This window comes from Methanolobus sp. (genome assembly GCF_030682845.1).
GTDB lineage: Archaea > Halobacteriota > Methanosarcinia > Methanosarcinales > Methanosarcinaceae > Methanolobus.
In genome coordinates, this window is sequence record NZ_JAUXNK010000079.1 from 19,724 (window position 1) to 45,147 (window position 25,424).

The 25,424-nt window shown below is 45.5% G+C and carries 27 protein-coding genes and 2 tRNA genes; 15 read left to right on the plus strand and 14 right to left on the minus strand.

Annotated elements, in window-relative coordinates; translation table 11 throughout:
* Positions 1 to 6: 6 nt before the first annotated feature.
* The 4 genes from Q8J68_RS11185 to Q8J68_RS11200 all read right to left on the minus strand — a co-directional run bounded on the left by Q8J68_RS11185 (position 7) and on the right by Q8J68_RS11200 (position 2,953).
* Positions 7 to 780, minus strand: a complete 774-nt coding sequence (locus Q8J68_RS11185; RefSeq protein ID WP_305311597.1) for a heparan-alpha-glucosaminide N-acetyltransferase — start codon at positions 778 to 780, stop codon at positions 7 to 9.
* A gap of 38 nt (positions 781 to 818) precedes the next feature.
* Positions 819 to 1,289: a Zn-ribbon domain-containing protein gene (locus Q8J68_RS11190; protein ID WP_015053335.1), complete on the minus strand. Its 471-nt coding sequence runs from the start codon at positions 1,287 to 1,289 to the stop codon at positions 819 to 821.
* A gap of 70 nt (positions 1,290 to 1,359) precedes the next feature.
* Positions 1,360 to 2,283 carry an S-methyl-5'-thioadenosine phosphorylase gene (gene mtnP, locus Q8J68_RS11195; RefSeq protein WP_305311598.1) on the minus strand — a complete coding sequence of 308 codons (924 nt, stop codon included), beginning with the start codon at positions 2,281 to 2,283 and terminating at the stop codon, positions 1,360 to 1,362.
* Positions 2,255 to 2,953, minus strand: coding sequence for a phosphoribosyltransferase (locus Q8J68_RS11200; protein WP_305311599.1), 699 nt, complete (start codon positions 2,951 to 2,953; stop codon positions 2,255 to 2,257). Before Q8J68_RS11200 ends, mtnP begins: the two co-directional genes overlap by 29 nt.
* A 135-nt stretch (positions 2,954 to 3,088) precedes the next feature.
* Between Q8J68_RS11200 and Q8J68_RS11205 the strand changes: the two genes are divergently transcribed.
* Positions 3,089 to 3,163: transfer RNA gene (locus tag Q8J68_RS11205), tRNA-Met, on the plus strand.
* Positions 3,164 to 3,285: 122 nt separating this feature from the next.
* Entirely contained in the window at positions 3,286 to 4,605 is a 1,320-nt protein-coding gene (locus Q8J68_RS11210; RefSeq protein ID WP_305311600.1) for a signal recognition particle protein Srp54, read from the plus strand.
* 1 nt (position 4,606) lies between these two features.
* Here the strand turns inward: Q8J68_RS11210 and Q8J68_RS11215 are convergent, their stop codons facing one another.
* Complete coding sequence (locus Q8J68_RS11215; RefSeq protein ID WP_305311601.1) at positions 4,607 to 5,176, minus strand: GMP synthase subunit A; 570 nt, start codon at positions 5,174 to 5,176, stop codon at positions 4,607 to 4,609.
* Between the two features lie 219 nt (positions 5,177 to 5,395).
* Here Q8J68_RS11215 and Q8J68_RS11220 point away from each other — a divergent pair, with 219 nt between their 5' ends.
* The 6 genes from Q8J68_RS11220 (at position 5,396) to Q8J68_RS11245 (ending at position 11,730) form a co-directional block, all read left to right on the plus strand.
* Positions 5,396 to 6,763, plus strand: a complete 1,368-nt coding sequence (locus tag Q8J68_RS11220; protein WP_305311602.1) for an ATPase domain-containing protein — start codon at positions 5,396 to 5,398, stop codon at positions 6,761 to 6,763.
* Between the two features lie 132 nt (positions 6,764 to 6,895).
* Positions 6,896 to 7,693, plus strand: a complete 798-nt coding sequence (locus Q8J68_RS11225) for a 2-amino-3,7-dideoxy-D-threo-hept-6-ulosonate synthase (RefSeq protein WP_305311603.1) — start codon at positions 6,896 to 6,898, stop codon at positions 7,691 to 7,693.
* A 34-nt stretch (positions 7,694 to 7,727) separates the two neighbouring features.
* Positions 7,728 to 8,870: a 3-dehydroquinate synthase II gene (locus tag Q8J68_RS11230; protein ID WP_305311604.1), complete on the plus strand. Its 1,143-nt coding sequence runs from the start codon at positions 7,728 to 7,730 to the stop codon at positions 8,868 to 8,870.
* A gap of 24 nt (positions 8,871 to 8,894) precedes the next feature.
* Positions 8,895 to 9,599: a type I 3-dehydroquinate dehydratase gene (gene aroD / locus Q8J68_RS11235; protein ID WP_305311605.1), complete on the plus strand. Its 705-nt coding sequence runs from the start codon at positions 8,895 to 8,897 to the stop codon at positions 9,597 to 9,599.
* On the plus strand, positions 9,596 to 10,417 hold the full coding sequence (locus tag Q8J68_RS11240) for a shikimate dehydrogenase (protein WP_305311606.1): 822 nt from the start codon (positions 9,596 to 9,598) through the stop codon (positions 10,415 to 10,417). Before aroD ends, Q8J68_RS11240 begins: the two co-directional genes overlap by 4 nt.
* Positions 10,414 to 11,730 (plus strand): prephenate dehydrogenase, encoded by a 1,317-nt coding sequence (locus Q8J68_RS11245; RefSeq protein WP_305311607.1) that lies wholly within the window; start codon positions 10,414 to 10,416, stop codon positions 11,728 to 11,730. Before Q8J68_RS11240 ends, Q8J68_RS11245 begins: the two co-directional genes overlap by 4 nt.
* A gap of 173 nt (positions 11,731 to 11,903) precedes the next feature.
* Here the strand turns inward: Q8J68_RS11245 and tpiA are convergent, their stop codons facing one another.
* From tpiA to nth, 3 genes are all read right to left on the minus strand, one after another.
* Positions 11,904 to 12,575 (minus strand): triose-phosphate isomerase, encoded by a 672-nt coding sequence (gene tpiA / locus Q8J68_RS11250; protein WP_305311608.1) that lies wholly within the window; start codon positions 12,573 to 12,575, stop codon positions 11,904 to 11,906.
* 82 nt (positions 12,576 to 12,657) lie between these two features.
* Positions 12,658 to 13,836, minus strand: coding sequence for a bifunctional 5,6,7,8-tetrahydromethanopterin hydro-lyase/3-hexulose-6-phosphate synthase (locus Q8J68_RS11255; RefSeq protein ID WP_305311609.1), 1,179 nt, complete (start codon positions 13,834 to 13,836; stop codon positions 12,658 to 12,660).
* Between the two features lie 190 nt (positions 13,837 to 14,026).
* On the minus strand, positions 14,027 to 14,638 hold the full coding sequence (nth, locus tag Q8J68_RS11260; protein WP_305311610.1) for an endonuclease III: 612 nt from the start codon (positions 14,636 to 14,638) through the stop codon (positions 14,027 to 14,029).
* Between the two features lie 125 nt (positions 14,639 to 14,763).
* Between nth and Q8J68_RS11265 the strand changes: the two genes are divergently transcribed.
* Positions 14,764 to 16,185 carry a DUF4139 domain-containing protein gene (locus Q8J68_RS11265; RefSeq protein ID WP_305311611.1) on the plus strand — a complete coding sequence of 474 codons (1,422 nt, stop codon included), beginning with the start codon at positions 14,764 to 14,766 and terminating at the stop codon, positions 16,183 to 16,185.
* Positions 16,186 to 16,203: 18 nt separating this feature from the next.
* Here the strand turns inward: Q8J68_RS11265 and Q8J68_RS11270 are convergent, their stop codons facing one another.
* Positions 16,204 to 18,516 (minus strand): PAS domain S-box protein, encoded by a 2,313-nt coding sequence (locus Q8J68_RS11270; protein WP_305311612.1) that lies wholly within the window; start codon positions 18,514 to 18,516, stop codon positions 16,204 to 16,206.
* A 204-nt stretch (positions 18,517 to 18,720) separates the two neighbouring features.
* On the opposite strand from Q8J68_RS11270, the gene Q8J68_RS11275 reads away from it, so the two are divergent.
* From Q8J68_RS11275 to Q8J68_RS11285, 3 genes are all read left to right on the plus strand, one after another.
* Positions 18,721 to 19,173, plus strand: a complete 453-nt coding sequence (locus Q8J68_RS11275; RefSeq protein ID WP_305311613.1) for a YqaA family protein — start codon at positions 18,721 to 18,723, stop codon at positions 19,171 to 19,173.
* Positions 19,174 to 19,326: 153 nt separating this feature from the next.
* On the plus strand, positions 19,327 to 19,524 hold the full coding sequence (locus tag Q8J68_RS11280) for a hypothetical protein (RefSeq protein WP_305311614.1): 198 nt from the start codon (positions 19,327 to 19,329) through the stop codon (positions 19,522 to 19,524).
* Between the two features lie 64 nt (positions 19,525 to 19,588).
* Positions 19,589 to 19,662 (plus strand) — tRNA-Val (locus Q8J68_RS11285).
* Between the two features lie 121 nt (positions 19,663 to 19,783).
* On the opposite strand, the gene Q8J68_RS11290 is transcribed toward Q8J68_RS11285, so the two are convergent.
* The 4 genes from Q8J68_RS11290 to Q8J68_RS11305 form a co-directional block, all read right to left on the minus strand.
* Positions 19,784 to 20,116 (minus strand): CGGC domain-containing protein, encoded by a 333-nt coding sequence (locus Q8J68_RS11290; RefSeq protein WP_305311615.1) that lies wholly within the window; start codon positions 20,114 to 20,116, stop codon positions 19,784 to 19,786.
* A gap of 161 nt (positions 20,117 to 20,277) precedes the next feature.
* Positions 20,278 to 20,901, minus strand: a complete 624-nt coding sequence (locus Q8J68_RS11295; RefSeq protein ID WP_305311616.1) for a class I SAM-dependent methyltransferase — start codon at positions 20,899 to 20,901, stop codon at positions 20,278 to 20,280.
* A gap of 75 nt (positions 20,902 to 20,976) precedes the next feature.
* Entirely contained in the window at positions 20,977 to 21,387 is a 411-nt protein-coding gene (locus Q8J68_RS11300; RefSeq protein ID WP_305311617.1) for a threonyl-tRNA synthetase editing domain-containing protein, read from the minus strand.
* A gap of 97 nt (positions 21,388 to 21,484) precedes the next feature.
* A complete protein-coding gene (locus Q8J68_RS11305) occupies positions 21,485 to 21,790 on the minus strand; it encodes a DUF427 domain-containing protein (protein WP_305311618.1) in 306 nt (101 codons plus the stop codon).
* 247 nt (positions 21,791 to 22,037) lie between these two features.
* Here Q8J68_RS11305 and Q8J68_RS11310 point away from each other — a divergent pair, with 247 nt between their 5' ends.
* The 3 genes from Q8J68_RS11310 to Q8J68_RS11320 all read left to right on the plus strand — a co-directional run bounded on the left by Q8J68_RS11310 (position 22,038) and on the right by Q8J68_RS11320 (position 24,771).
* Positions 22,038 to 23,198: a double-cubane-cluster-containing anaerobic reductase gene (locus Q8J68_RS11310; protein ID WP_305311619.1), complete on the plus strand. Its 1,161-nt coding sequence runs from the start codon at positions 22,038 to 22,040 to the stop codon at positions 23,196 to 23,198.
* A complete protein-coding gene (locus Q8J68_RS11315; RefSeq protein ID WP_305311620.1) occupies positions 23,195 to 23,956 on the plus strand; it encodes an acyl-CoA dehydratase activase in 762 nt (253 codons plus the stop codon). The genes Q8J68_RS11310 and Q8J68_RS11315 overlap by 4 nt, the downstream gene beginning before the upstream one ends.
* Before the next feature lie 410 nt (positions 23,957 to 24,366).
* Positions 24,367 to 24,771, plus strand: a complete 405-nt coding sequence (locus Q8J68_RS11320) for a cupin domain-containing protein (RefSeq protein WP_305311621.1) — start codon at positions 24,367 to 24,369, stop codon at positions 24,769 to 24,771.
* Between the two features lie 22 nt (positions 24,772 to 24,793).
* Here the strand turns inward: Q8J68_RS11320 and Q8J68_RS11325 are convergent, their stop codons facing one another.
* Positions 24,794 to 25,294, minus strand: a complete 501-nt coding sequence (locus tag Q8J68_RS11325) for a UbiA family prenyltransferase (RefSeq protein ID WP_305311622.1) — start codon at positions 25,292 to 25,294, stop codon at positions 24,794 to 24,796.
* Positions 25,295 to 25,424 lie beyond the last annotated feature (130 nt).

The following is a 25,424-nucleotide window of genomic DNA, read 5'->3' on the forward strand; positions in this document are numbered from 1 at the left end:
TTCCCATCAAAACCAAGATGGTATAAAATCAATATTCGTAAATCCTCCAAGTATCAGGAAGCCTATGATCAATGGTTGATGCACCAGGTAGATGAAAAGCGAGTTCCTACCCAGGTAACCAAACAGTCTCACCAGAGGATTATTTTCAAGGTCACGTATCCTGAACTGCCTCCTATAACCACGGTACAGGATGTTTCCGGCTGAAACACCCAGGAGGACCAATCCAAACCAGGGAATTAAAGGAACGTAATCTATGGAATAAAAACCGTAGGGTCTGAGGCCAAGCCAGAGCAGCCAGGGAAAATCAACATATGCACCTTCTGCAAAAAAACCTATGAAAAGGATTGCCAGACCTACGAACAGAGGCTTCATCTGAAATTTAAGAAAAGGATATGCCAAGATAATAGAAACGCCTATCAGGTGAAGTATCCCGAAAAAGATGGTGCCGCGGGGAAGCAATGTGCCTGTGACAAAGGTAATGACAAGTCCCCATGAGAATATAGCAGCACCCCTTCTAACATATTTGGGAAATAGACTACGATTTCCACTTGTACGATTCCTTGCCCGGGAATAACTAAGAGTGAGAGACAGACCTACGAGGAAAATGAAGGTCATAGAAGCGCTTCTTCCTATTATCAGCAGGATACCTGAATTAACATCCAGTTCGTATATGCCTAAAGACCTCAGATCATAAAAAAAGTGGTATATAACCATCAGGATAATTGCAACACCACGGAAAGCATCAACCTCCCAGAAGCGCTTTTGGAGAGTGTTGTCCATGGTTTGCCTCAGTACTGATGAAACTGGCAATGTCATCTTTACTTTCTATCCTTATCCTTATCCCTCTTGAACATGGAAGACAGATGCAGCGCATAGGTGCCATCTTCTTTTATCGCCATCACTATTTCCTTGCGATCGAAAAGGGATTCAAGGTTCAGCTCGTAGGAACCCGGGCCAAGTATGCGCACGGATTCCACACGTTCGCCCTCATCTTCCGAGATGCTTCGGTCTTTTTTCTCAGGACCGATTATCTCATCGATCTCCCGTATTATCTTCCCTGCAGACTTATCTTCAGGCTTGTGTCCTGAACTCTCATCTATTATTGCATGGTGTCCGGTCTCTTTCTCAGCCTCACCTGCATCATCTTCAGATGCCTCTTTTTCAGCTGGCTCCGTTTCTTCCTCCTTTACATAGAGGAACTTGTTCCAACCACAGCTAGGACAACCGCTAAGTATAACGGGAGCACCGTCGTCGAATATAGATTCACATCGTGTGCACTTGTGAGGCATGGTTCACCGGATTATATAAGCACTATGTATATTAAAATCCTTGCGATAATCTTCAAATCAGGATAAGACATCACTTTTCAAGGTATTTTCCTATAAGTAGATCGAGTTTTCTCCTGGTTTCATAAGATATCACCTCATGAGATGTTGTAATGGCCCCTGCCAGAGCATTCTTGCACATACATTTCTGCTGCAGGCTTATCTTTTCGATGGCTTCCACAATGATATCCTTTACAGCGGCTTCGTTCCTTACAGCATTCTCAATGACCTTTTCGATTGTGACATCTTCCTCACTCCACACATCGTAGTCTGTCACGGTGGCTATCATGGAATAGCAGATCTCCGCCTCACGTGCCAGTTTAGCTTCAGGTATTGCGGTCATGCCTATAATATCAAAGCCCAGAGACTGGTACACCCTGGACTCTGCCCGTGTCGAGAACTGTGGGCCTTCCATGCACACGTAAGTTCCACCTTCTTTTACACTATAGCCTTTGGACCTGGCAATATCCACAAAGGAGGATGACATCTCTGGGCAGAAAGGGTCGGCAAAACCTATGTGTGCCACGATGCCATCTTCAAAGAATGTGGAAGGCCTTGATCTTGTGCGGTCGTATATCTGATCCGGAATGACAATATCCAAAGGAGCCAGTTCCTTTTTCAGGCTACCAACAGCAGATACGGCTATTATGCGCCTGACACCCAGTTTCTTCAGCGCGAAGATATTTGCTCTGGAGTTGAGCTCGGACGGAGATATCCGGTGCCCGGTGCCATGCCTTGGCAGAAAACACACATTCTTGTCACCATGTTCACCTATAGTGATCGAGTCAGATGGCTTTCCAAAGGGAGTGTCGATATCGACAGTTCGAACCTTGTCCAGCATATTGGTATCGTAGATACCGCTTCCACCTATGATTGCAATATCGGCCATTTCATTCATGAAATTCCTTTCCTTTTGCTTCCTGGAACACTCAGGCCAGTCCCCATGTATGTTTCCCATTCTCCACTGTTTGCTTTACAATTCCCCTGCGGGTCATCTCGGCCATGATCTCCGGGAGCCTGCCGGGCTGCGCTATCTCAAAAGAGAAGGAATCCAGCGAGTGATACACATAAAGTCCGTGCCTTATCGAAGGGATGTCCCATGACGACCGGTTTTCCTTTGCCATGAGCCTGGAGATGATGTCCATCATGTCCTCCATTAAGTTCCACGGATAGACTACCCAAGCCCACTCCTCAAGGCGCTCACCACAGTAATCAGGGTCAAAAACAGAGCACTCAAGATATTGCAGTGTTGCTGTCCTGACCTCTTTTGGATGCTGCTTCATAACATATTCCCTGGAATGCAGGAGACTCTTGCCAGTGTCAGCTATATCGTCAACAATGAGCACGTTCTTTCCCGTCACGGAATTATCTGCCAGAGGGTATCTTATCAGTGGCTCATTGCCTGCGAGTGCTGTCCCGATGTAGTGCTCGATCTTAAGACTTGTCAGGTCATCCAGTCCCAGGAAGTCACATAGCACACGCCCACCAAACCAACCGCCTCTTGCAAGAGCAATTATCATGTCAGGCTGGTAACCAGAAGTTTTTACCTGGTCTGCAACTTCTCTGCACAGGTCGTAAATATAATCCCAGTTAGTAACTACACATTTGAACTTATCAGGCAATGCCATTTCCATTTCCTCCGGATTTAGATATATTTAGACAGAAATTGCATATATTCTTTCGCTTCCCGATACTCATACGCAACCTTTATCTGTAATGATACTCTTCTTAGGGGTACCCTTACGAATTGAAGCAATAACCGAAGCGGGGTGGGGTAGCCAGGAGATCCCGACGGGCTCATAACCCGTAGACCGATGGTTCGAATCCATCCCCCGCTACTTTTTTTCAATTCCTTGTTTTTTGTTACCATAATCCTGCATTACAGGAACTGGTTTCACAACAATGTTAAATATGAACTGCCCATTTATTAGAACTAAAAGAGAGACAGGATGATCCTTAAATGGTTATGGATAAATTAGGGAGTTCCTTGCAGGATGCCCTCAAGAAACTGGTAAAATCAGGACGTATCGATGAACGAACTGTGACCGAGGTAGTCAAGGACATTCAGAGAGCCCTGCTTCAGGCAGATGTCAATGTCAAGCTGGTTATGGAGATGTCAAAGCACATCAAAGAGCGTGCGCTACATGAAGAGGTACCATCGGGCATGAGCCCGCGGGAGCACGTGCTGAGGATCGTCTACCAGGAACTCATCAATATCATCGGAAAAAGCACAGATATCCCCCTCAAGCCCCAGAAGATAATGATGATAGGGCTGCAGGGTAGCGGTAAGACCACAACCACATCCAAGCTGGCACGCTATTTCCAGAGAAAAGGACTGAGACCTGCAGTTATATGCGCCGATACGTTCAGGCCGGGTGCTTACCAGCAACTTAAGACGCTATGTACCAAACTCGATGTCGCATTCTACGGAGAGGAGGGCAATCCTGATGCTGTAGGCATAGTTGAAAGAGGCCTTAAGGAATGCCATAAATCCGACGTCATCATTGTAGACACTGCGGGAAGGCATTCCCTTGAGAAAGACCTTATCAAGGAAATGGAAGACATACATGCAATGGCACAGCCGGATTATAAGCTGCTTGTGCTTGATGGTGCTATCGGGCAACAGGCTAGCGAGCAGGCCCGTGCGTTCAATGAATCTATCGGGATATCCGGAGTCATAATCTCCAAGCTGGATGGTACCGCAAAGGGTGGTGGTGCTCTTTCTGCAGTGTCCGAGACAAATTCCTCAATAGCCTTTATCGGAGTCGGAGAAACGCCTGAGGATCTTGAGAAATTCGAACCTGACAGGTTCATCTCCAGGTTACTTGGGATGGGTGATATCAAGAGCCTTATCGAAAAAGCAGAAGAGACACTGGCAGACGAGGAACTCGATGTACAATCCATGATGATGGGCCGGTTCACCCTCAAGGACATGTACAAGCAGCTCGAGAGTCTGAATAAGCTTGGACCCATGAAGCAGATCATGCAGATGCTCCCTCTTGGAGGACTCGGGGCAAAGATACCCGAGGACGCTTACCAGGTCACTGGTGACAAGCTCAAGCGCTACAGGATACTGATGGACTCCATGACCGAAGAGGAAATGCTCAACCCCAGGGTTATTGGCAGTTCCCGCATAAAGAGGATAGCCATTGGTTCAGGATCCAGTGCAGAGGATGTGAGGGAACTCCTCAAGTATCACAAGATGATGCAGACCGCCATGAAAGGATTCCGCGGCGGCAAGTTCAACATGCAGAAAATGATGAAGAAAATGGGAATGTGAGTTAATATTTCTCACATACCTCAAGGAAATTCGTCAGAAGCTTTTCCCCTTTTTCAGTATGTGCGACTTCGGGATGCCACTGTACGCCGTAAATAGGCCTTTCAGAATGCTTCATGGCCTCGATGTCGCATATAGGGGACCTTGCGAGCCTTATGAAATCCTCTGGCAGCACGCTTACCTCATCTGCATGGGAAGCCCATACATGCGTTCTGGGGCCAAGCCCTTTGAGGATATCGTCCTCGTCAATGATCTCAATCTCCACATCAGCATAGCCTCCCGAATTACCCTGACGGACCTCGCCGCCGAATGTGCTGGCTATTACCTGGTGGCCGAGGCAAATGCCCAGTATAGGAATGTCGATACTTTCCAGATACTCCGCACAGTTGCCAGCCCGCTCCATGGTGGGTCCACCGCTCAATATTAATCCGTCCGGCTCCTGGCCCAGTATATCTTCAACCGAAGTTGTGTTTGGGATCATCCCGGTCTCCATATCAAGGTCCCGGACCGCACGGTGAATAAGATGGCAGAACTGACCATAGTTGTTGATTACAAGGATCTTCAATGTTCTCATGTGTTCGACCTTTTTTATGATGATATTAGAGGATATTTAAAGATGATAGGATAATATTGTTGCTATTGTAACTCACGATATAAGACAGTTTCACATTCCACCTATCTAAGAAACATAGTATTAAGTAAATCTAGATACAAACTATATTGAAAAGAGGACATTCCATATAATGGTAAATATAATTAGTCCATTTACCGTACGATATAGAGAGGAATTATTTTGGAAGTAAGAACTACAGGTATTCCCGGCCTGGACAAGATACTTGGAGGAGGTATTCCCCGGCCTTCAACCGTACTTCTCGCCGGAAACCCTGGTAGCGGAAGAACCACACTGGGGATACAGAGCCTTTGTTATGCCGCCGCAAGAGGAGAAAAGGTACTGTATGTGTGTCCTACATCAAGATCAGAAAAATCCGTAAGAGAAGCATTATCAGGATATGATTTCTATGATGATTCACTCAATATCCGTACCTATAGTATAGGTTCGGTCGAAAGAGACCCTCTTACCATGCTGGTCGACCTTGGAAACGCTGTCGCAAATATGAAGCCAGACAGGGTAATGATAGACCCGGTCACTCCGATAGGCTTTGGTTTCGCTGAAGCGGAAAGAAGAAGGTTCATGTATTCACTCAACACAGCCATGAACGAGTGGAACGCTATTGTATTCATGACAGGGACGATGACAACCACTGAGGTCTGCAGGTCGGTCATCAGTGATATCGCTGATGGCGTCATATACCTGTCCCAGAAGATAGGGCGGATGCACAATGACCGCCGTCTCAAAGTGGTCAAGTTCAGTAGTGTCAATTACCTTGATGGAGAACACTCTTTTGAGATAACTGGCTCAGGAGCAAATATCTATCCCCGGATGGAATACCTGGTTACTGATAATTACAGAGATTTACAGAGGACAGGATTTGGAATACCTCTTCTGGATGGATTTCTCGGAGGAGGACTTTTTAAGGGATCCTCGACGCTCCTGGCAGGTAACACAGGCACTGGTAAGACCTTGTTCGGACTGCAGTTCATTGTGCATGGCGCGATGAACGGGGAACCCGGGATAATAAGCAGTTTCGAGGAAACTCCTCAGGAATTGAGACATTATGCGGCAAATGCAGGAATGGATCTTAAAGGGCTGGAGGAAAGGGGCATGATAAGTATAATGCATACTTCCCCTTCAGATGTCAATGCATGCAAGCAGGCAATACAGCTTAAAGAAGCCATTGAAGAAACAGGCGCAAAGAGGATACTCCTTGACGATATCTCAGGTTTTGACTACATTTTTAAAGACAGCATTGAGAAGAGAGAGCATATCTCAAACCTCATCCGACTCTTTAAGAACAAGGAAGTGACTTCCATGTTCATCAGCAGCAACCAGGCAACATGGGTCGATTCGCTTGCTTCGTCAATTCCCATTTCAACGATCGTTGATAATCTTCTACTTCTCAGGCATACGGAAGATACGGAAGAGATAAAAAAATCATTCTACATTTTAAAGAGCCATGGCACCGACCATGAAAAGCGCCTCATAGGTTATGAGGTCACTGGAGACGGAATCAGAATCTCCGATTTTCAAAAAGATGCCTGAGAGGAAGTTTATGGAAGCCTTCTACAGTACTGCGCAAAAGATTTAAATAGTTCACCGTGCTACTATGTCACACACTAGCACGGATGCATTGCATCCTGCTTACCATTCACAAATAAAGGAAGGCATAATACAATGACGGGAATCGGAAAGAAAATTCGCATCGAAAGAATAATGCACAGGGAAAGCAGGAATATGGTCGTTATCCCCATGGATCACGGTATATCTAACGGACCTATCAAGGGACTGATAGATGTCCCTGAATCGATAAACAAGGTTGCTGAGGGCGGGGCGGATGCAGTTCTGATGCAGAAAGGTATTATCATACATGGTCACAGAGGATACGGGCACGATGTGGGACTCATTGTACACATCAGCGCCTCAACTGCCCTCGGACCTGATCCAAACGATAAGGTGCAGGTGTGCTCGGTGGAAGAAGTTGTGAAGATGGGTGCTGACGCTGTATCCATCCACATAAACGTAGGTTCTGTAACTGAGTCTGATCAGCTAAGGCAGCTTGGAGAGGTATCTGAGCAGTGCACTTACTGGGGAATACCTTTACTGGCTATGATGTACCCACGTGGTAAGGACATAGAGAATCCCCATGATGCAGAGCTTGTGGCCCACGTGGCAAGGGTTGGTGCCGAGCTTGGAGCAGATGTTGTCAAAACCCTTTACACAGGAGATCCCGACACATTCAGGGATGTTGTAAGAGGATGTCCTGTGCCCGTAGTTATAGCAGGCGGACCGAAGACGAATACAGACCAGGAATTCCTCGAGATGATCAGGGGCGCAATGGATGGTGGCGCACGGGGTGTCGCAATAGGAAGGAACGTGTTCCAGCATGAGAATCCCACAAAAATTACAAAAGCTATAACAGAGATAGTGCACTTCAACAGGAGTGTAGAAGAAGCGCTGGAAATGCTCAAATAAGAGAGATAAAGCCAGTACATCTGGAAGTGCTCATATGAAGGATAAGACGATTTGGATTAAGGCCGATGAAGGAAACTGGGACGACAGGAAGATCGTGATCACAACAGGTATTGAATCTGGTGCAGATTGCATTCTTGTCAATGGTGCGGACGTCAGCAAGGTCAAAGAACTGGGAAATGTAAAAGTTGCTGCCTTTGCCTATGATAACAAATCAGAGGCTGACATTATCGTAGTCGGAAAAGGAGGGGAAGGAGATGGCACAAAGCCGCTTCCACCTGACTACGGAGGATCCCTTGATGTCACAACGGCCATCCGGCTAAAGGAGAAGGGAATCAAGGTTGCCGGATACGTCATCATCCGCAACAAGGAATATGAGAACTTTGCCGCAGAGCTGGGTAACGTCTGTGATTATCTTATCACTGTGGGAACAGACTGGCAGGTCATCCCCCTGGAGAACCTTATAGCAGGACTACAGAAAAAGAACGTGAAACTGATATCCGGTGTGAAGAACTCCGAACAGGCAAAGCTTGCCTTTGAGACCATGGAGCACGGTTCCGACGGAGTGCTTCTGGACACCAAAGATCTCAACCAGATAAAAAAGACTGCTACCCTTGCAGAAAGTGCAGGTGTAAATGACATTGAGCTTAAGACTGCCATAGTCACAAGGGTCGACCCTATAGGCATGGGAGACCGGGTCTGCGTGGATACCTGTAACCTCATGGTCAGGGGAGAGGGCATGCTTGTGGGCTCGCAATCAAATGGTATGTTCCTGGTGCACTCTGAATCCGAAGAAAGTCCTTATGTGGCATCCCGTCCGTTCAGGGTCAATGCCGGTGCTGTGCATGCCTATATAAAGGTGGGCGAGAAGACCCGCTACCTCTCCGAACTGAAGGCCGGGGATGAGGTCACTATCGTGGATGCCGATGGCGGGCAAAGGACAGGCGTTGTAGGCAGGGTCAAGATAGAGAGAAGGCCGCTGGTAATCGTGGAAGCAGACATCGATGGCAAGATAGTCAAGAACATATTGCAGAATGCTGAAACAATAAAACTTGTTACCAAAGATAAAAAGCCCGTATCTGTGACCGACCTTAAGGTTGGTGACGAGATACTCGTGCACTCAGAGGATATCGGTCGCCACTTCGGAATGAAGATCGAAGAAACGATCATTGAAAAATAATCAAGCATAGTAGCAGGTGTGGCAATGGTGCATATAGGCAGTTTTGACCTTGGGAAGAAACCGGGAATCGTAGCAGTCATTTCTGAAGAACCAGTGGAAAGCGCCAAGGCTGCTAAATGGCTGGGTGCCGACCTGCTGGAGCTTCGCCTTGATATGCTGGGTTTCAGCAGCCCGGATGAAATGAATAAGGTTATTAAAAAGGTAAAGTCTATCACAGGCCTCGCCTGTATTGCAACCAATAGATTACAAACCGATGGTGGCAAATGGACAGGAAGTGACGAAGCCAGAATAGAATTACTGGACATGGCTCTCCTCACGGCCGATGCAGTCGATATAGAACTTGCCGCGGATGCAGGCCTGAGAGACCCCCTCATAAGAAAGGCAAAGGATGCCGGAAAGATAGTCATCGTATCCTCACATGATTTCAAATCCACACCTTCACCGGCAGATATGAAGGAAATCCTTGACAGCTCTTTTAAAGCCGGTGCAGACATCGCAAAACTGGCGGTCACACCTGTATCCATGCAGGATACGCTTAACCTGCTGCAGGTTACCCTGGATGCAGGCGGGCCGGTCTGCACAATAGCAATGGGAGACACCGGCAGGCATACAAGGATAGTTGCACCCTGCTATGGTTCGGTCCTTACTTACGGCTCCATCGGCAAAGCAGTGGCACCCGGACAGATACAGATCCATCAACTCAAGTCAGCCCTGGAGATACTCTTTTGAGAACCGTGTTCGCTGTTTTCGGAGATCCTGTGGGTCATTCTCTGTCGCCTGCAATGCACAATGCAGCATTCGAGGCCCTTGGCATGGAGTGTACGTACCATGCCTTCAAAGTAGGAAGAGAGAACCTGAAAGATGCACTTACGGGTGCAAAGGCGATGGGATTTGGAGGCGTCAACCTTACAGTGCCCCTGAAGCAGGAAGCTCTGAGCATAGTAGATGCTGACCCGCTGGCTGCGGCTATCGGGTCTGTGAATACGATTGACTTCAAGAAAGGCATGAAGGGTTACAATACTGATGGTTTAGGTGCTAAAAGAGCACTTGAAGAGGAAGGTATGGATATCCGAGGCTCTGAAGTACTTATCGCTGGCGCAGGTGGCGCAGCCCGTGCTATCGCCTTCCAGTTTGCCAGGGATGGCGCCAGTGTTACCATAGCCAACAGGACGCCGGAAAGGGCACTTGAGCTGGCGGCTGATGTCTCACCTGTCGGAAAGGTCAGAGGCTGTGGCTTCGAGAACCTTCGGGCACTTATCGGAAAAAGTGACATCCTGGTGAACTGCACGGTCCTGGGAATGCATCCTGATACTGAGAGGACCATAGCGACCTCAGAGGATATGCACCCTGACCTCACCGTTTTTGATATTGTTTACAATCCCCTGGAAACCCGCCTGCTCAAAGAGGCAAAGCTTGCCGGCGCCAAACCTGTCAACGGCGTCATGATGCTTGTTTATCAGGGAGCTGAGGCTTTCAGGATATGGACAGGAGTTGAACCTCCTGTTGATATAATGAAAAGGGCAGTCTTGGAGGGGTTACAGACTTGAAGGTACTCATCATCGGCGGCACCGGGGAAATGGGACAGTGGTTCACCCGTTTCTTCAAAAATAACGGTTATGAGGTAACTGTCTGGGGCAGTGGAGGGAAGGTGGAGATAGCCCGGAAGATGGGTGTTGAATTTGCCCCGGACCTTGACATGGCAATATCGGAGAGCGATATCGTCATAGTTACAGTTCCCATTGACATCACCGAACAGGTTATCATCGAAACTGCACCGAAGATGAAAAGTGGCAGTCTCCTGATGGACCTGACATCACTCAAGGTCAAACCTACGGAAGTCATGAAAGAGTACGCACCTGCGGATGTGGAGATACTGGGTACTCATCCCATGTTCGGCCCTTCCATACCCAGTCTTCATGGTCAGATATTCATACTAACGCCTATCGAAGGAAGGTGCAAGAAGTGGTTCCCTGTAATCAGAGCCCTGCTGGAAGATAACGGGGCCCACATAGAGGTCATCAGTGCACAGGAGCATGACCGTTTTGTATCTGTTGTCCAGGGGCTTACACACTTTGCTTACATAACCATAGGCACCACATTCAACAGGCTGGACTTTAGCGTCGCGCAGTCCAGGAGATTCATGAGCCCTGTGTATGACATCATGGTGGATTTCGTTGGCAGGATACTGGGCCAGAACCCTTACCTGTACGCCTTCATCCAGATGGAGAACCCTGAAGTATTAAAAGTGCATGAGGCCTTTATGCAGGAATGCAGAGATATGTCCGCAATCGTGCGGGAGCATGATGTGGAGAGCTTCATCTCCAGAATGAAAGAAGCGTCAGTCCATTTTGGAGACACTTCCGCAGCGCTGCGCCGCTCTGACAAGCTGATAAATTCCAAGATAGCCGAGCTTGACGAACTTGTTAACTCCATCGGTATGGAGAAAGGGCTGAGGCATATCTATTCAGATGTTGTGCATGTCGGTATAGTAAAAAAAGTCACACCTCGGAGTGTTGTACTCTCCACAGGCAGCAAGCTCGTTTCACTGAAGCTGGAAAACATCCGTCTGCTATCCCCGGAAGAACACAGAAAATGGAAAACAGAGAATCTCAGGGAGTATTCGAGGGATATATCCGTCATCATTCCAAAGGGTGCCGACCCGGAAGTTATACGCAGCATCATTAGAACTAACATGAATGTCATCTCGGTTCAGTTAATAGATACATATACATGTGCTAAGAGTGATACCGGATCAAGCGTGACTTATCGTGTAGGTGTAATAGGAGATGCCAACGCCACTGTGGTCAACAATGAGATAGCAGCACTGCTCACAGGCATAGGCTGTAAACTCAGAGGATAACACTGCCACCCAGACTTTAACACCATTTGAACCTGATTCGTACAATTTTATACATGGTGCTGGGACAAACATTATCAGGCACCTATGCTTACACTAATTCTGTGAGAATGGTGGCTACAACCGTGCTACTGCTTATAGCATGGCTGAGCCTTCCTTAAAGCGGACGAAAATAGTTATCTGATCTTGCTTACAAGGTCTTCAAGCGCAACCTTGGGATTCTTAGCTTTAACAATACCTGAGGCCAGCAGGACACCCACGGAACCAAGCTCAAGAGCTGCAAGGAGATCCTCTCCTTTTGATATGCCTGCCCCGCACAGCACTTTAACGGCAGGGTTCACTCTTTTGACAGCTTCCACGGAACCTGTGATCACCTGCGGGTCTGCTTTTGACACCGGTATTCCGCTGCCGATAAGTTCCGGCGGCTCTACTGCCACATAATCAGGGCCCAGAGCTGCGGCTGCTGCAGAAGTCGGCACATTGTTAGTACATACGATACTTATAAGGCCGGTTTCTTTAGCTCTGCTTATAGATGCATCAATGTTTGCCAGTGTCAGGCGGTATTCGGAATGGTTAATAAGAGTGCCAACTGCTCCTGCATCCTTTATGCACTGGGCAAAAGCATGACCTGTAAAGCTCCCGGCACCCACGTTGTCAAGGTGCTGCGCATAAACGGGGATATCCACCTGAGAGGAGACACGATAAATATCACAGAACTGGGGTGCTACTGCAATGTCTATGCCGGAATCTTCAGCAACGTCCCTGCAAGCCTGTGATATCTTCACGGCGCCTTCTCCGGTGCTCTCAAGGAAGGTCTTCAGGTTCAAAACTATTAATGTGGAACTCATATGATCTCTCCGGAGAGAGATAATACCTCAAAATAGAAAAAAGCGTGTGTCGATTTGCTGAACACACGCACAAAATACATGTTTAGAAGTCGGTCATTACCCTGAACTGGTCTATCTCAGGGTTGTTAAGGCCTTCAATGAACTTCTCTGCAACCTGCCTTACATCCTTGGCATTGGTGATTGCCCTGCCTACCACAAGGATATCGGCGCCTGCCTTAAGTGCATCAGGCATTGTGTCGATACGGATACCGCCAGCAACTGCCACAAGGATCTTTGGTGAGAGAGCCTTTATGTCCTGGATATTGCCCCATGCGTGAGCAGTTTCCTCAACATCGATAGCACGGTGCAGTTCCACAACATCCGGCAGTTCTTTGAGCTGCTTGAGTATTGCTACAGGATCCGGGCAGTTCAGAGTATCCATGACAGCATATATTCCGGTCTTGTGAGCTTCCTCGATGGCTTTGTTGAGAGTCGCCACAGGTGCGAGAGCTGAGACTACGATAGCATCTGCTGTTGCATCTGCAACCATACGGGCTTCCAGGTTACCGGTGTCAAGGGTCTTGAGATCAGCAACTATGAATGCATCCGGACGGACAGTCCTGAGCTTAGAAATGACATCTACACCATAACGCTTGATAAGAGGTGTACCCGCTTCCAGGATGACGTGGTCGCTCTTTGGCAACTGGTTCACTATACTGAGTATAGCCTCGATATTGGGGTTATCCAGCGCAACCTGAAGGTATGGCGGGTTCCAGAGCCTGGAGACCTTGAATCCCATTACTGCGTGTCCCATCCTGTCCTTCTCCTTGAGCACTGTACCTACGTCCGGGAATCCTTCCAGCGCGCGCTTGACTGCCAGCTTGGTTGCCCCGTAATTGTACCTGAAGATCCGGTTGTAATCTTTGGCTTCAGGATGGATGAAAACGCTTGCAATGACAACGATATCCTCGATATCCATGTCACCGAACACGCCCTCTTCAAGGGCATCGGCGACCGCCTTTGCTACAGCGGCCTGTGCAGGACCAAATATCTGGGCTGCCTGATTCATATTCTTTACAGTAACCTTTGGGACTATCAGTGTAGCAGGTTTTGTAGGAAGGTTGGGGCGTATCACTGAGAGCAGAGGGGTGTGTCCTGCTGTCAATTGTGTTAGACCGTTTGCAAATGCCTGACCTACAGGACCGTTCTTGTTCCCTATTAAAAGGTCAACGTGCGCGAGTTCTGGTGCCTCGCCAATTAGAGCTTCTCCGACTAAGAACATTGATTCACCTACATGTAGATTAGATAATATTATTTTATCAACATTAATTCGCTAATATGAAATATACTATTTCTAGTGCAAAACCAGCGCTTTATATATTAGAGTTATGGCATTGGCACAAGAATTGTGCTTTATATACTATCTACCGATAAATAGTTTGTTGAAACTGTAGTTCTTAGTCAGGACATGATCAGATTATTTTCGGACAGATATCACCCATAATACACTCTTCACATTTCGGGCCTACCGGACGACATACGCTCTGACCGAACAAGACCATCAGACCGTTAATCTCTTTCCACGCATACTTAGGAAGAACTTTTTCAAGCTCCTTTTCGGTTTCATCGGGGTCGGAAGTCTTGACCAGACCCAGGCGGTTAGATATCCTGTGTACGTGAGTATCCACTGCTATAACGTCCTGTTCATATGCATAACCAAGCACACAATTGGCAGTCTTCCTGCCAACTCCGGGTAATTTGAGCAGCTCGTTCATGCTATCAGGGACAACTCCCCTGTAATCCCGCAAAATGATTCGGGAAATGTCAATGATACGCTGTGCCTTCACCCTGTAAAAACCCACATCCATTATAAGAGACTGTATCTCATCAACACTAGCCTCTGCCATCTTTTGCGGAGTATCGAATTCCTCAAAAAGTCTCCTTGTTGCAGGAATGGTCACCTCATCACGGGTACGCTGGGAAAGCACTGTGGAGATGAGCATGTAGTAAGGATCCCTGTTTACGTGGAAATATCCTCCTGGATACATTTCCCTGAGGCGGGAGATAAGCTCTTCAACGAACATCCTGAATGGTAGTTTGCCAAATTATAAACTGTTTTCTATGGATCGAAAGAGAAGGATGCCGCTTAAGGTAAACAGTTCAGGAGCTAAAGGAATATGTTTTATACTTGCAGATCTCATTTTTATTTATGGGAGTGAATAAATTAGTTACTTACACATTAATGTTCATTGTTTTTCTTGCAGCCCTTTCTTTGCTGCCTGCACATGGAACATCAGCAGATGAACAGCTGATTGGCACTGCTTCTGCACAGAACATGAGCGATGGTACCGAGCTCACAATATACTCACAAAACATTGCACTTGTCAGGGAAACCAGGGAGCTCGACCTTCAGGAAGGGGAGAATCTGGTTGAGGTCACTGACGTTACTTCCCGCATAGATCCAAGTACTGTCATCTTTGAAGATACCGAAGATCCTGGAACTTATATTATCGAGCAACAGTACATGCGGGATGCTGCCAGTATGAACAAACTACTGGAAAGACATATTGGTGAGGAGATAACAGTCATCGATGAAGAAGGTGATTCTTACACTGGTGTACTGCTAAGCCATGAGAGCGATAACATTATCCTGAGCACATCAGGGAATATCATTGCAATTGTAAACATCGCAAGGATAGAGTTCCAGGATACCAATGATGGCCTGACGGGACCTGCACTCACATGGCTGATATATTCACCGGAGGCAGGGCCAAGAGTTATATCAACCTCATACCTGACAGAAGGGCTGAGCTGGAAGGCGGATTATATTGTTATGGTGGATGATAATGAAACTCAGGCCAGTATCAATGGATGGGCCACCATAGATAATCAGGCAGGCGCCAGTTTCAATAATGCAAGTTTGAAGCTTGTCGCAGGAGATGTGCGCAGAGTATCCGGACAGCCGCCATCTCCGGAGATCGCAACTGATGATGCGGCTGTTGACCAGCCGGCTGAACAGTTCATAGAGGGAGAGTTGTTCGATTATCACATCTACACCCTGAACAGGACCACCAATTTAATGGACGGTGAGATAAAACAGATATCCCTGTTGTCTGAAGACTCTGTGCCTGTAGAGAGGGAGTACATATTCGAGAGTGCTACAGGTGACAGGGTAAAAGTAGTGATGAATACTGAGAACACTGAAGACAACGGTCTTGGGATGCCGCTGCCACAGGGCATTGTCAGAGCATATGCACAAGATCCGGATGGAACGCTGCAGTTTGTCGGAGAGGATACGATAGACCATACTGCCACGGGAGAGGAAATACGCATCTTTGTCGGATATGCTTTTGATGTCACTGGAGAAAAGACCCAGACAGACTATCAGAGCCTGAGTGAATCCGTTGAGAGGAGAAGCTACAGCATAAACCTTACAAACCAGAGATCAGATGATGTCAACGTCACGGTTGTGGAAAATATATACGGGGACTGGGAAATAACCAATTCCTCGCATGAATATACAAAAGTGGATGCATTTACTGCAGAGTTTGATGTAAGAGTCCCTGCAAACGGGGAAGAATCCATAACATACACAGTAGAGGTACGCTATCCCAGGCCAATCCCTTACTGATACGGAATCCTGGAAACCCTATTTAGTTCCTGTGCGGGAAGGAGAATAAGATGGGAATGACACATGCACTGCAGTGCCTTTTCCCTCTTCACTTTCAATCCAGATACTCCCGCTGTGAACCTCAGTTATCGTTTTGCTTACATGCAATCCCAACCCGCTGCCTCCGTATCTCCTTGTCAGGGAGCTGTCCACCTGATAAAAGGGGTTGAAGATATTGGAAAACTCAGCCTTGGGGATGCCTATGCCATTATCTTTAACTACCACATGCACATTCCCATTATCCCTGTAAGCTGAAACTTCGATGACTCCTTCACTCTTGCTGAACTTGATGGCATTGTCTATAACAGACCTGAAAATGTAAGGAATGTACTCCACGTCACCTTTAACAAGCGGCAGGCCATTTTCAAAATTGCGGACCAGCTTTATGTTCTTCTCTGTTGCTTTAAAGGAGAAGTAATCCATCACTTTTTTCAAAGCATCTTCTATCCGGAGTGGGTCGAACCTGTAATTGACCTTGCCAGACCTTGCAATACTTATGTAGATAAGGGAATCAAGCAGAAAACTCAGGTGATCATATTTGTCAAGAACTATATGCAAAGCATTTTTCTGCTTATCGGTGAGTGGACCCAGCACTTCATCGTACACAAGTTCACTGTACCCTTTTATGGATATTAGGGGAGTCTTTAGTTCATGGCTGAGATTTGAGATAAACTCATCCTTCATCCTATCCAGAGAATGAAGTGATTCATTTGCCTTTCCCAGCTCGTGAACATAATTCCGGATAGCTTCCTGAGATTTTTTACGTTCACTTATATCGCGAGTGACACCCTGGAAAAATTTAAAATTCCCATTCTTGTCAAATAAAGGGGTTGCAAGTGCTTCGGTCCAAACTGTGTAACCTTGCTTATGGAATTGTTCAAGCTCCATGATTTCTGTGCGGTTTGCTATCTTTGCATATTGGACATCTGAAAAAAAAGCACCCATAGCCGACCTGATTTTTAAAATGCTGTCCTGTGAGAATATTTCCGGGAAACATTGGTTCATTACCTCCTCTGGAGTATAACCCCGCAATTTGATCACAGATGGACTGACGTACAGGAACTTGCCATTTTTGTCCATGGTCCAGATGACATCATTTGCATTTTCTGCCAGCATGCGGAACTTTTCCTCGCTTTCCTGAAGAGTTCTTTCAGATTGTTTCCTTTCGGTTATATCACGCACATTGCTAAGAATCGCAGGTTTACCTTCATATTCTATCACCTTGATGCTCATTTCAACAGGAACCCTGGAACCATCTTTTTTCAGGCACTCCGTTTCAAATACGCTATGCCCCTTCTCCAGGGCAGAGACAAGGTATTCTTTACACTTGTGCAAGTACTCAGGTGCAATGAAATCGGATCTTGATAGTTGCAGCATCTCATCTTTCCGGTACAATAACAGATCGCATAGTGAAGGATTCACTTCCAGGATATTGTAATCCATATCAAGGATCATAATGGAATCGACAGCATTCTCAAAAAGTGCCCTGAATTTTTCCTCTGAGACCTTTATCTTTTGTTCGGAATGCCTTTGCTCAGTGATGTCCGAGCCGGAGCTTAGAATAGTTGTGATCTTACCTGTGGAATCCTTCACGTATGAATTGCGCCAGGAAATGAGCTTTTTTTGCCCTGTTTTTGTCAATACATTGCTTTCAAAACATTCAACCGGGCTGACATCACCCTTAAGGATATTTCGGAAAAGAGATTCATTCTCTCCTCTTTCATCTGCCGGCACTGCCTTTTCTAACCAACTGGAACCAATAAGTTCCCCTTCGGCATAGCCAAGCACCTCATTGCATTTTGCATTGGCAATGGTCACAGTAAGATCGATATCAAATGCCACTATCATACATCCGGCGATGTCAAGATACTTTTTTGTCCTATCACCCTCCGCAATCAGCTCATCATATAATTGCTTGCTCTTCAAAAGAGTCCTGACGCGGGTTAGAACCTCAAACCGGTCAAAAGGCTTTGTAAGGAATTCATCGGCTCCGGCCATGATACCTTCCATGCGGTCATTCCTTGAAGAAAGGGCAGTGACAATTATAACCGGTATAAAACATGTATCCTTGGAGGATTTAATTCTTCTGCAGACGTCATATCCGCTCATGCCGGGCATCATAACATCAAGGATGACAAGGTCAGGTTTGTCAGAATCAATGAGATCAAGAGCTTCTTCCCCACTATAAGCAGCCTCTATAGTATACTCTGTCATGAGCTGAGCTTCAATTAACCTTACATTAAGGACATCGTCGTCGACAACTAGTATTTTTGATCTGTGTTTTTCGCTCATGATGCGTACCGCTTGTTTTTGCCCTGAGATGTATTCTAGGCGCTATAATAGCGCCATTGGGTATATAATAAATTTTCCTTTCAAACCATTAATTTATGGACGCAGAAAATATACTCCTCTCCGGCAGTTATTCTTATGATGTGGTCAACTTCCATAGAATAACAGGAATACATTCTTAATGTATATATGACCAAAGGAGAGTAAATGTTTGAGCAGCTAATCGTCCCAGTATCTATCTATACATACCTGAGCCTTTTTATTACAAGTTTCCTGGCATCAACTGTTCTTCCAATGGGGTCTGAGGCTCTTGTGGTCCTGCTTATAAAATCAGACCATAACTTTTATGCAGTGGTCTTATTAGCTACAATTGGAAATTACCTTGGCGCTTGCACGACCTATTATTTAGGCCTGAAAGGGCGCAGCGGAGTTATAGAAAAATATATGTCCATCTCAAAGAAGGATCTTGAGAAAGCGGACAGGTGGTTCACACGGTATGGATCATATGCTCTGCTGTTTACATGGCTACCTCTGGCAGGAGACGCCATTACAGCCATGGGCGGTCTTTTAAAACTGGACTTCAGGATATTCTCTTTTTACGTTTTCATCGGAAAGTTTGCGCGCTACCTGGTGCTGGCATATATAGCCACAAGCATATGAGAAAGCAACCTTAAGGATCTCATAAAGTAAAGCATTTTTGCCAATTTCATTCCAAACATTTTTGGGTCAGCGCATTAGATAACTATATATACACTTGCATCAATATTATCTTAAATATATAATAGATGTTACAAAACATGGGCCGGATTAAACATGACCACGTTCGATATAAACCAGAAAGAACTTGTTAAGAACTCAGTTCTGATACCCGTTGCATTCGTAGCCGGAACACTGATAGCGATTCTGGCCTACAATTATTTGCCCCAAGAAGTTGCCCTCATATCAGTAATCGGCGGCGCAATACTGGTATCACTGATCACATATGCCCTTGTAAGGGCAAAGTCCAATTAACCCTGCATCATTTTCGATGCGATAATTATATAGCCTTGCATATACATTCACATCTCTTGCCTTTGGGCTCGTGGTCTAGCTGGTCATGACGTCGCCTTCACACGGCGGAGGTCCGGAGTTCGAATCTCCGCGGGCCCACTAAGAGTTTCTAACGATGTGGATGCTGGTTCTTGCATCAATGCCAACTGTTTTTCAAGTGATTCAACTCTTGAAACAATTATGCTGTTATCGATTGGAAATCAGGGATTTCTACAGGTCATTAATGAGTGTAATCAATTAATCTTATCGAATCACCTATCTTCTTTTCAATTGCTGTTTTCATCTGTTCGGCATGCGGACAGGCAAATCTAATGGGATTTCCTCGTGTGATACATGAAGCAAGGACAATTGTATCAGCTCCGCGTTTGACCATTTCAGCAGCCCTCCAAACTGCTTTTTTTCCGGGGCAACCACCACATGAAACAACACCGATCACTTCAATTTCATCCTCGACGCCCTCGAATGCAAGTTTTTTCTCCTTCATTACTTTAAAATCCGTTGTTGCAGGACATATGTCCTCTGTTTGCATACACCTGATCAATCCTACTATCATGATTCCGCCTCCTTGATATCTCCAAATATGCTTTCCGCCAGCAAAACTGAAATGTCCTTCATGTTCAACTCTTCACCCTTTTACATTGTATTTTTCCTCTTTGATTTCCTATGCTTCGACTCCTTTATTCAGCAAAAAAACCTTTACTTTATGGTCCGCTTTCAGTGACGTAACACCAAATCTGAAAGCGTTTCAGACAACTTCATATTTATTTTATCACTTTTCTTTATTAGGACAATTCCATAATGATACGGTTTAAGATCATATTTATCTGGATTGCTAAATCCTGAAGAAATGGCCCATTCAATGCACTTTTCAGGTGTAGGCCGAATTTCCATTGGTGGTCCTCTTGGAGTTGCCTGATCATAGTTCCAGTGGATGATTACTACTTTTCCATTAGGTCTCAGAATCCTGTGAGCTTCCCTGAGCAGCTTCTCCGGCCCCTCCACATGTAAAATGTTAGCGAAGATGACATAATCCACACTTTCATCTTCAAGGCCGCTGCCATCTGACATGAAATCACGGAGCACGGTTTCAACATTGTTTAGGTTCTCAGCCTTTGCTTTTTGTTCGGTAATCTCTATCATTTCCGGCTCTATGTCGATAGCGTAGACCTTTCCGTATATCATCTTTGCAGCCGGAATCGTAAAGGTTCCATAACCGCAGCCAAAATCTGCTACATCTGCGACCTTATCGTTCAAACCCAGCTTTTTAAGAACCTTATCCGGTTCAAAAAACCCATTCCATACATCTTCACATGGCATTCCACTTTCTCTGATTTTCATTTTTTTTAGTCCTGGATATAGTCATTTTGTAGCTGTTATATACCTAGGTAGTGCACTTAATGATGGCCGACATATTCAGATCTCAACGAAAACCTTTGCAAGGGATTCACCTTTGACATGGATGGAGAATTGGTAAAGATATCCAAAAGGTACCGTATAAACGTTTATACCTTTGTTTTTCAGTTTCTCCTCAATTGATACAATAACTTCCATTGCAAATTCCGGTGATGACTTACTTGAAGACAGGTGAGCAAAGGAATGCAATACAATATGATCCTTATTTACTTTATTCAGATACCATTTGATGTTCCCCACTGCACTTTTGACGATCTTGCTTTTTCTCTCTTCATCTTCTGATTCAGCATGGATGAAAACAACAGCAGTATTCTCTATCCTTTCTTCAATTTCGACATCTTCAACGCTTTCAATTGTCTTGCAATGAGTGTCAAACCAAAAATATTCTACATCAAATAGTAACAACTTCATGTGCCCCGCTCCCAATAAAATAATTATTTTATACTTTATCTCCTTCTGCTCCGTTCACTAAGCAGTTATTGCCAGAAAATAATTAAAACTGGATAGATTAGGGATATATTGATATATCCACATCTTTTCCAAAAGCAACATAATTTGTAAAATCTGAGCTGATGGCCATGATAGCCTCTTCCGTTGGCTCGGAGTAATACCAGGCTGCATCTTTATTCACTTTACCATTGACAACGATATCGTAGTAATTGATCTTTCCCTTTGGGGATGATTTCTGATTCCCATTGTCTTTGAAGTATTCCAGATTCAATGTTTCCGGAGCGAAGAATTTTTCTCCGTCGATCATGAAGAACTTCTTGCTTTTACCGAGCAGTGCTCCGTTCCATTTGATATACCATGCCATTATTACCATAATATCAGTTCCATCATTTTATTATTGCAAGAATAAGGAGCGGACTTTTTTCATATATACATATTCTGCATATTATATTCATGGTATTACCATTGTCGAAGGCGTTGATAATTCTCTTATAAGTATTTTCTTTGCCTTGGATTCAGGAAATCAAGAGTATGACGGATGTACGTGGAAGACATCCTGAAATTAGTATATAACAAGTAGCCCTCAAAAGGCTTAATATTGGTTAAGGACAATGCCTGAAGAGAACATGCAGTGTTTTAAAACTCTTGAATATCTCAAAAACTCATATGGTGAACGTATTCATCAGATATCAGATGAAAGAAAGTCGGGAAAGAAATTAGTCGGCACTTTCTGTCTCTTCGTACCTGACGAGATTATTTTTGCAGCAGGAGCTGACCGTGTAATACTCTGCGGAGGCAAGAATGACACTGTATCTATAGCGGAGCAGTATCTGCCAAGGAATATCTGCCCACTGGTCAAATCTTCTTTTGGCTCAATTGTCAATGATGGTTGTTCAGGCATAAAATCCTGCTCTCACTTCAGTATGGTAGATATGATCGTAGCCGAGAATACCTGTGACAGTAAGAAGAAGATGTATGAATTACTGGGGGACTACGTTCCAACCTACGTAATTGATCTTCCTCAAAGACCTGACACTCCTGAAGCCCTTAAATACTTTTTATCTGAGCTCGAAAAGTTCAGGGATGCCATGGAACAGCTTACAGGCAACAAAGTAACTACCGAAGGATTAAGACAGGAGATCAGATCCTCGAATGAGACAAGACAGTTGCTTCACAGGCTCTATGAACTACGTAAAAGAGATCCAAGCCCCATAAGTGGTGCCGATGTGCTGAAAATCCTTCAAAAGCAGTATTTCTTATCACCAGATAAGCTTAAGGAATACCTCCAGATGCTTATCAACGAAGTGGGGAGCGTTGAACCAGGGCAGGTTCACAAGCCCAGGATAATGATCTCCGGTTGCCCAATGCCAGGTGGTAACACGAAAGTAACTGAGATGATAGAGAGCAAAGGCGGTGTCATTGTTACAGAGGAAAGCTGTACCGGCACGAGATCTTTCTGGGACCTAGTAGATGAAAATAAGGAACCTATGACAGCTCTGGCTGAACGCTATATAAAGATACCCTGCTCCTGCATGAGTCCCAATGACAGGCGTATAGATAATATCCTCGAGCTTGCCAGAGAGTTCAGGATTGATGGTGTGATCTACTACACATTGCAGTTCTGCCACGGTTACAATATCGAAAAACAGAAGGTACAGAAAGCCCTGAAGGAGGCCGGGATTCCGATGCTCTCTATCGAGACAGATTACAGTGACTCTGACGTTGAGCAGATCGGACTTCGTATAGATGCATTTATGGAGATGATCTCATGATCTCAGTGGGAATTGATGCAGGTTCGGCTACAACCAAGGCAGTGCTTGTCAAAGATGACAGCAGCATTATTCAATCCATACGGTCTACTGAATTTGATTTTGTTTCTGCGGCGGAAAAGGCATACGAAGACGTACTTGAAATTGCCGGAATTGACAGAAAAGAAGTCGATCATGTATATTCAACAGGATATGGCAGGAACAGCATAAAATTTGCCGACGGGTCCATCAGCGAGATAACTGCCCATGCAAAGGGCGTACATCATCTCTATCCGGATGTCGAAGGCATAATAGATATTGGAGGGCAGGACAGCAAGGTAATATCGGTCAACAAAGGAAAAGTAACTGATTTCCTGATGAACGACAAGTGCGCTGCCGGCACAGGCAAATTTGTGGAGTACACCGCGAGGGCACTTGAAGTCCCAATAGAAGAACTTGCAAAGATGGCACTTGCTTCAAAATCACCTGCAGGTATAAGCAGCATGTGTACTGTTTTTGCTGAATCGGAGGTAATATCACTGCGCGCAAAAGGTTACTCAAAAGAGGATATCGCAGCCGGGATTATTGAAAGTATTGCCCGGAGAGTCGCTGTAATGGCCAGACAGATCGGGCTGAAAAGAAATGTGGCTTTTGTTGGAGGAGTGGCAAAGAACGCCGCCATCAAAGCAGCACTTGAGAAGGAATTAGGAATATCACTCTATGTGCTTCCGGAACCGCAGATCACAGGAGCACTGGGGGCAGCACTGCATGGTAGCAATTGAACAAATGGCTGCTATTTCCCAAAAGACAGACTCTGTAGGGATTCTCATTTGAATAACATAAACGCTTCCCACTGTTTCAGGTGCCCTGCCCTGTATGAAGTCAGCCAGATTCTCAGTGACTCCCTTTTTGATGTAGCATTGAGATGCCATTTACGAATGTTTTAGCGGAAACTCTACCGACTTGAAGCCTCTTGCTTATGGCCTTATGTTTATCTGGAGATTTGAATGAATTTATTTCCGGCATATATGCTGCTGGTTTCTGAGCAGACCAACAGTTTGTACACTATTTTCAAATGGGCAGGACAGGACACATATACCTCTGAATATCTTGTCGTAAAATTTATCTTTCCTCACTTACAACGTTATTATGCAGGGATGAAGATTTCAATCCGCACCGAGGGAAACAAAATATGACTAATTCAATTTATTCCGATCTCGCCCAGGTGACCTACCACAGAATATATGTGGACTCACATGGTGATTCACACTTTGATGTCGTGACGGTCGAACAGAGCCTTATTCAAGCAGCACCACCAGCTGCCCCGTTCTACGTCTCAGAGGACGGACCGGCAGTGAAGTATCGCTTCTATACATTTGAGCCGGGCTGGATTGGCGAACTCCATCCGGCTCCAACCCGCCAGTTCCTGGCCCTCATGTCAGGTGCCGTGGAGATGGAAACCACGGACGGGACTGTCAGACGACTTACGCCCGGAGATCTGATCCTGCTGGAAGATACCTCCGGCAAGGGTCACGTGACGAGGAACATCGGAGACGGGTTCTGTACGTTCTTTGTGGTCCCAGTTCCTTCGGACTAATATGTTACCCAGATATCGCTCTTCACGCTTCAAGCAGCCGGATTAATAAAAAAATCAGCAACCCCAGAGTTGAACCCAGATAGATCCAGCGAATATATTTCCGTCCTGCAGTCTTATTACCACCAGACTTCAGTAATCTTAAAGATGAACAGGCAATCGAGACATCCATTATCGCAATCGGCAGCAAGTAAATGGCAGGCAGCCACCCACGTATGAAAGGAACGGATGTCAGCAGAATAACGAAAAGGAAAATGTAACTGCTTATCTTCAGAGCAAACTTACTTCCATATCTGATTGCCAGGGATCTTGAGTTGATAAGGAGATCGCCCTGCACATCCATAGCATCAGCAGCAATCTCTTCTCCCAGGTCAATTAATGCGGCAATTGCTGCAAAGAGCCAGACGATATTATTGAAGGGTAATCCTACGGACGCCCCTCCATAGATAAATGTCATTCCAACTGAAAAGCTTACCATCAGATTCCCGGGCAGGCCACTCTTCTTGTAGTTCCTGTTATAACCCAAGTTTGACAGTTTTCACTCCTTGACTAAGAATGTATTTTTTTCAACCCAAAATTTTCGTTTTTTTGTCAGGAAAACCTATTTGACAGTTTAAACAAATTGATGCAAAATTCTGCGATTTCATCCATTTTTG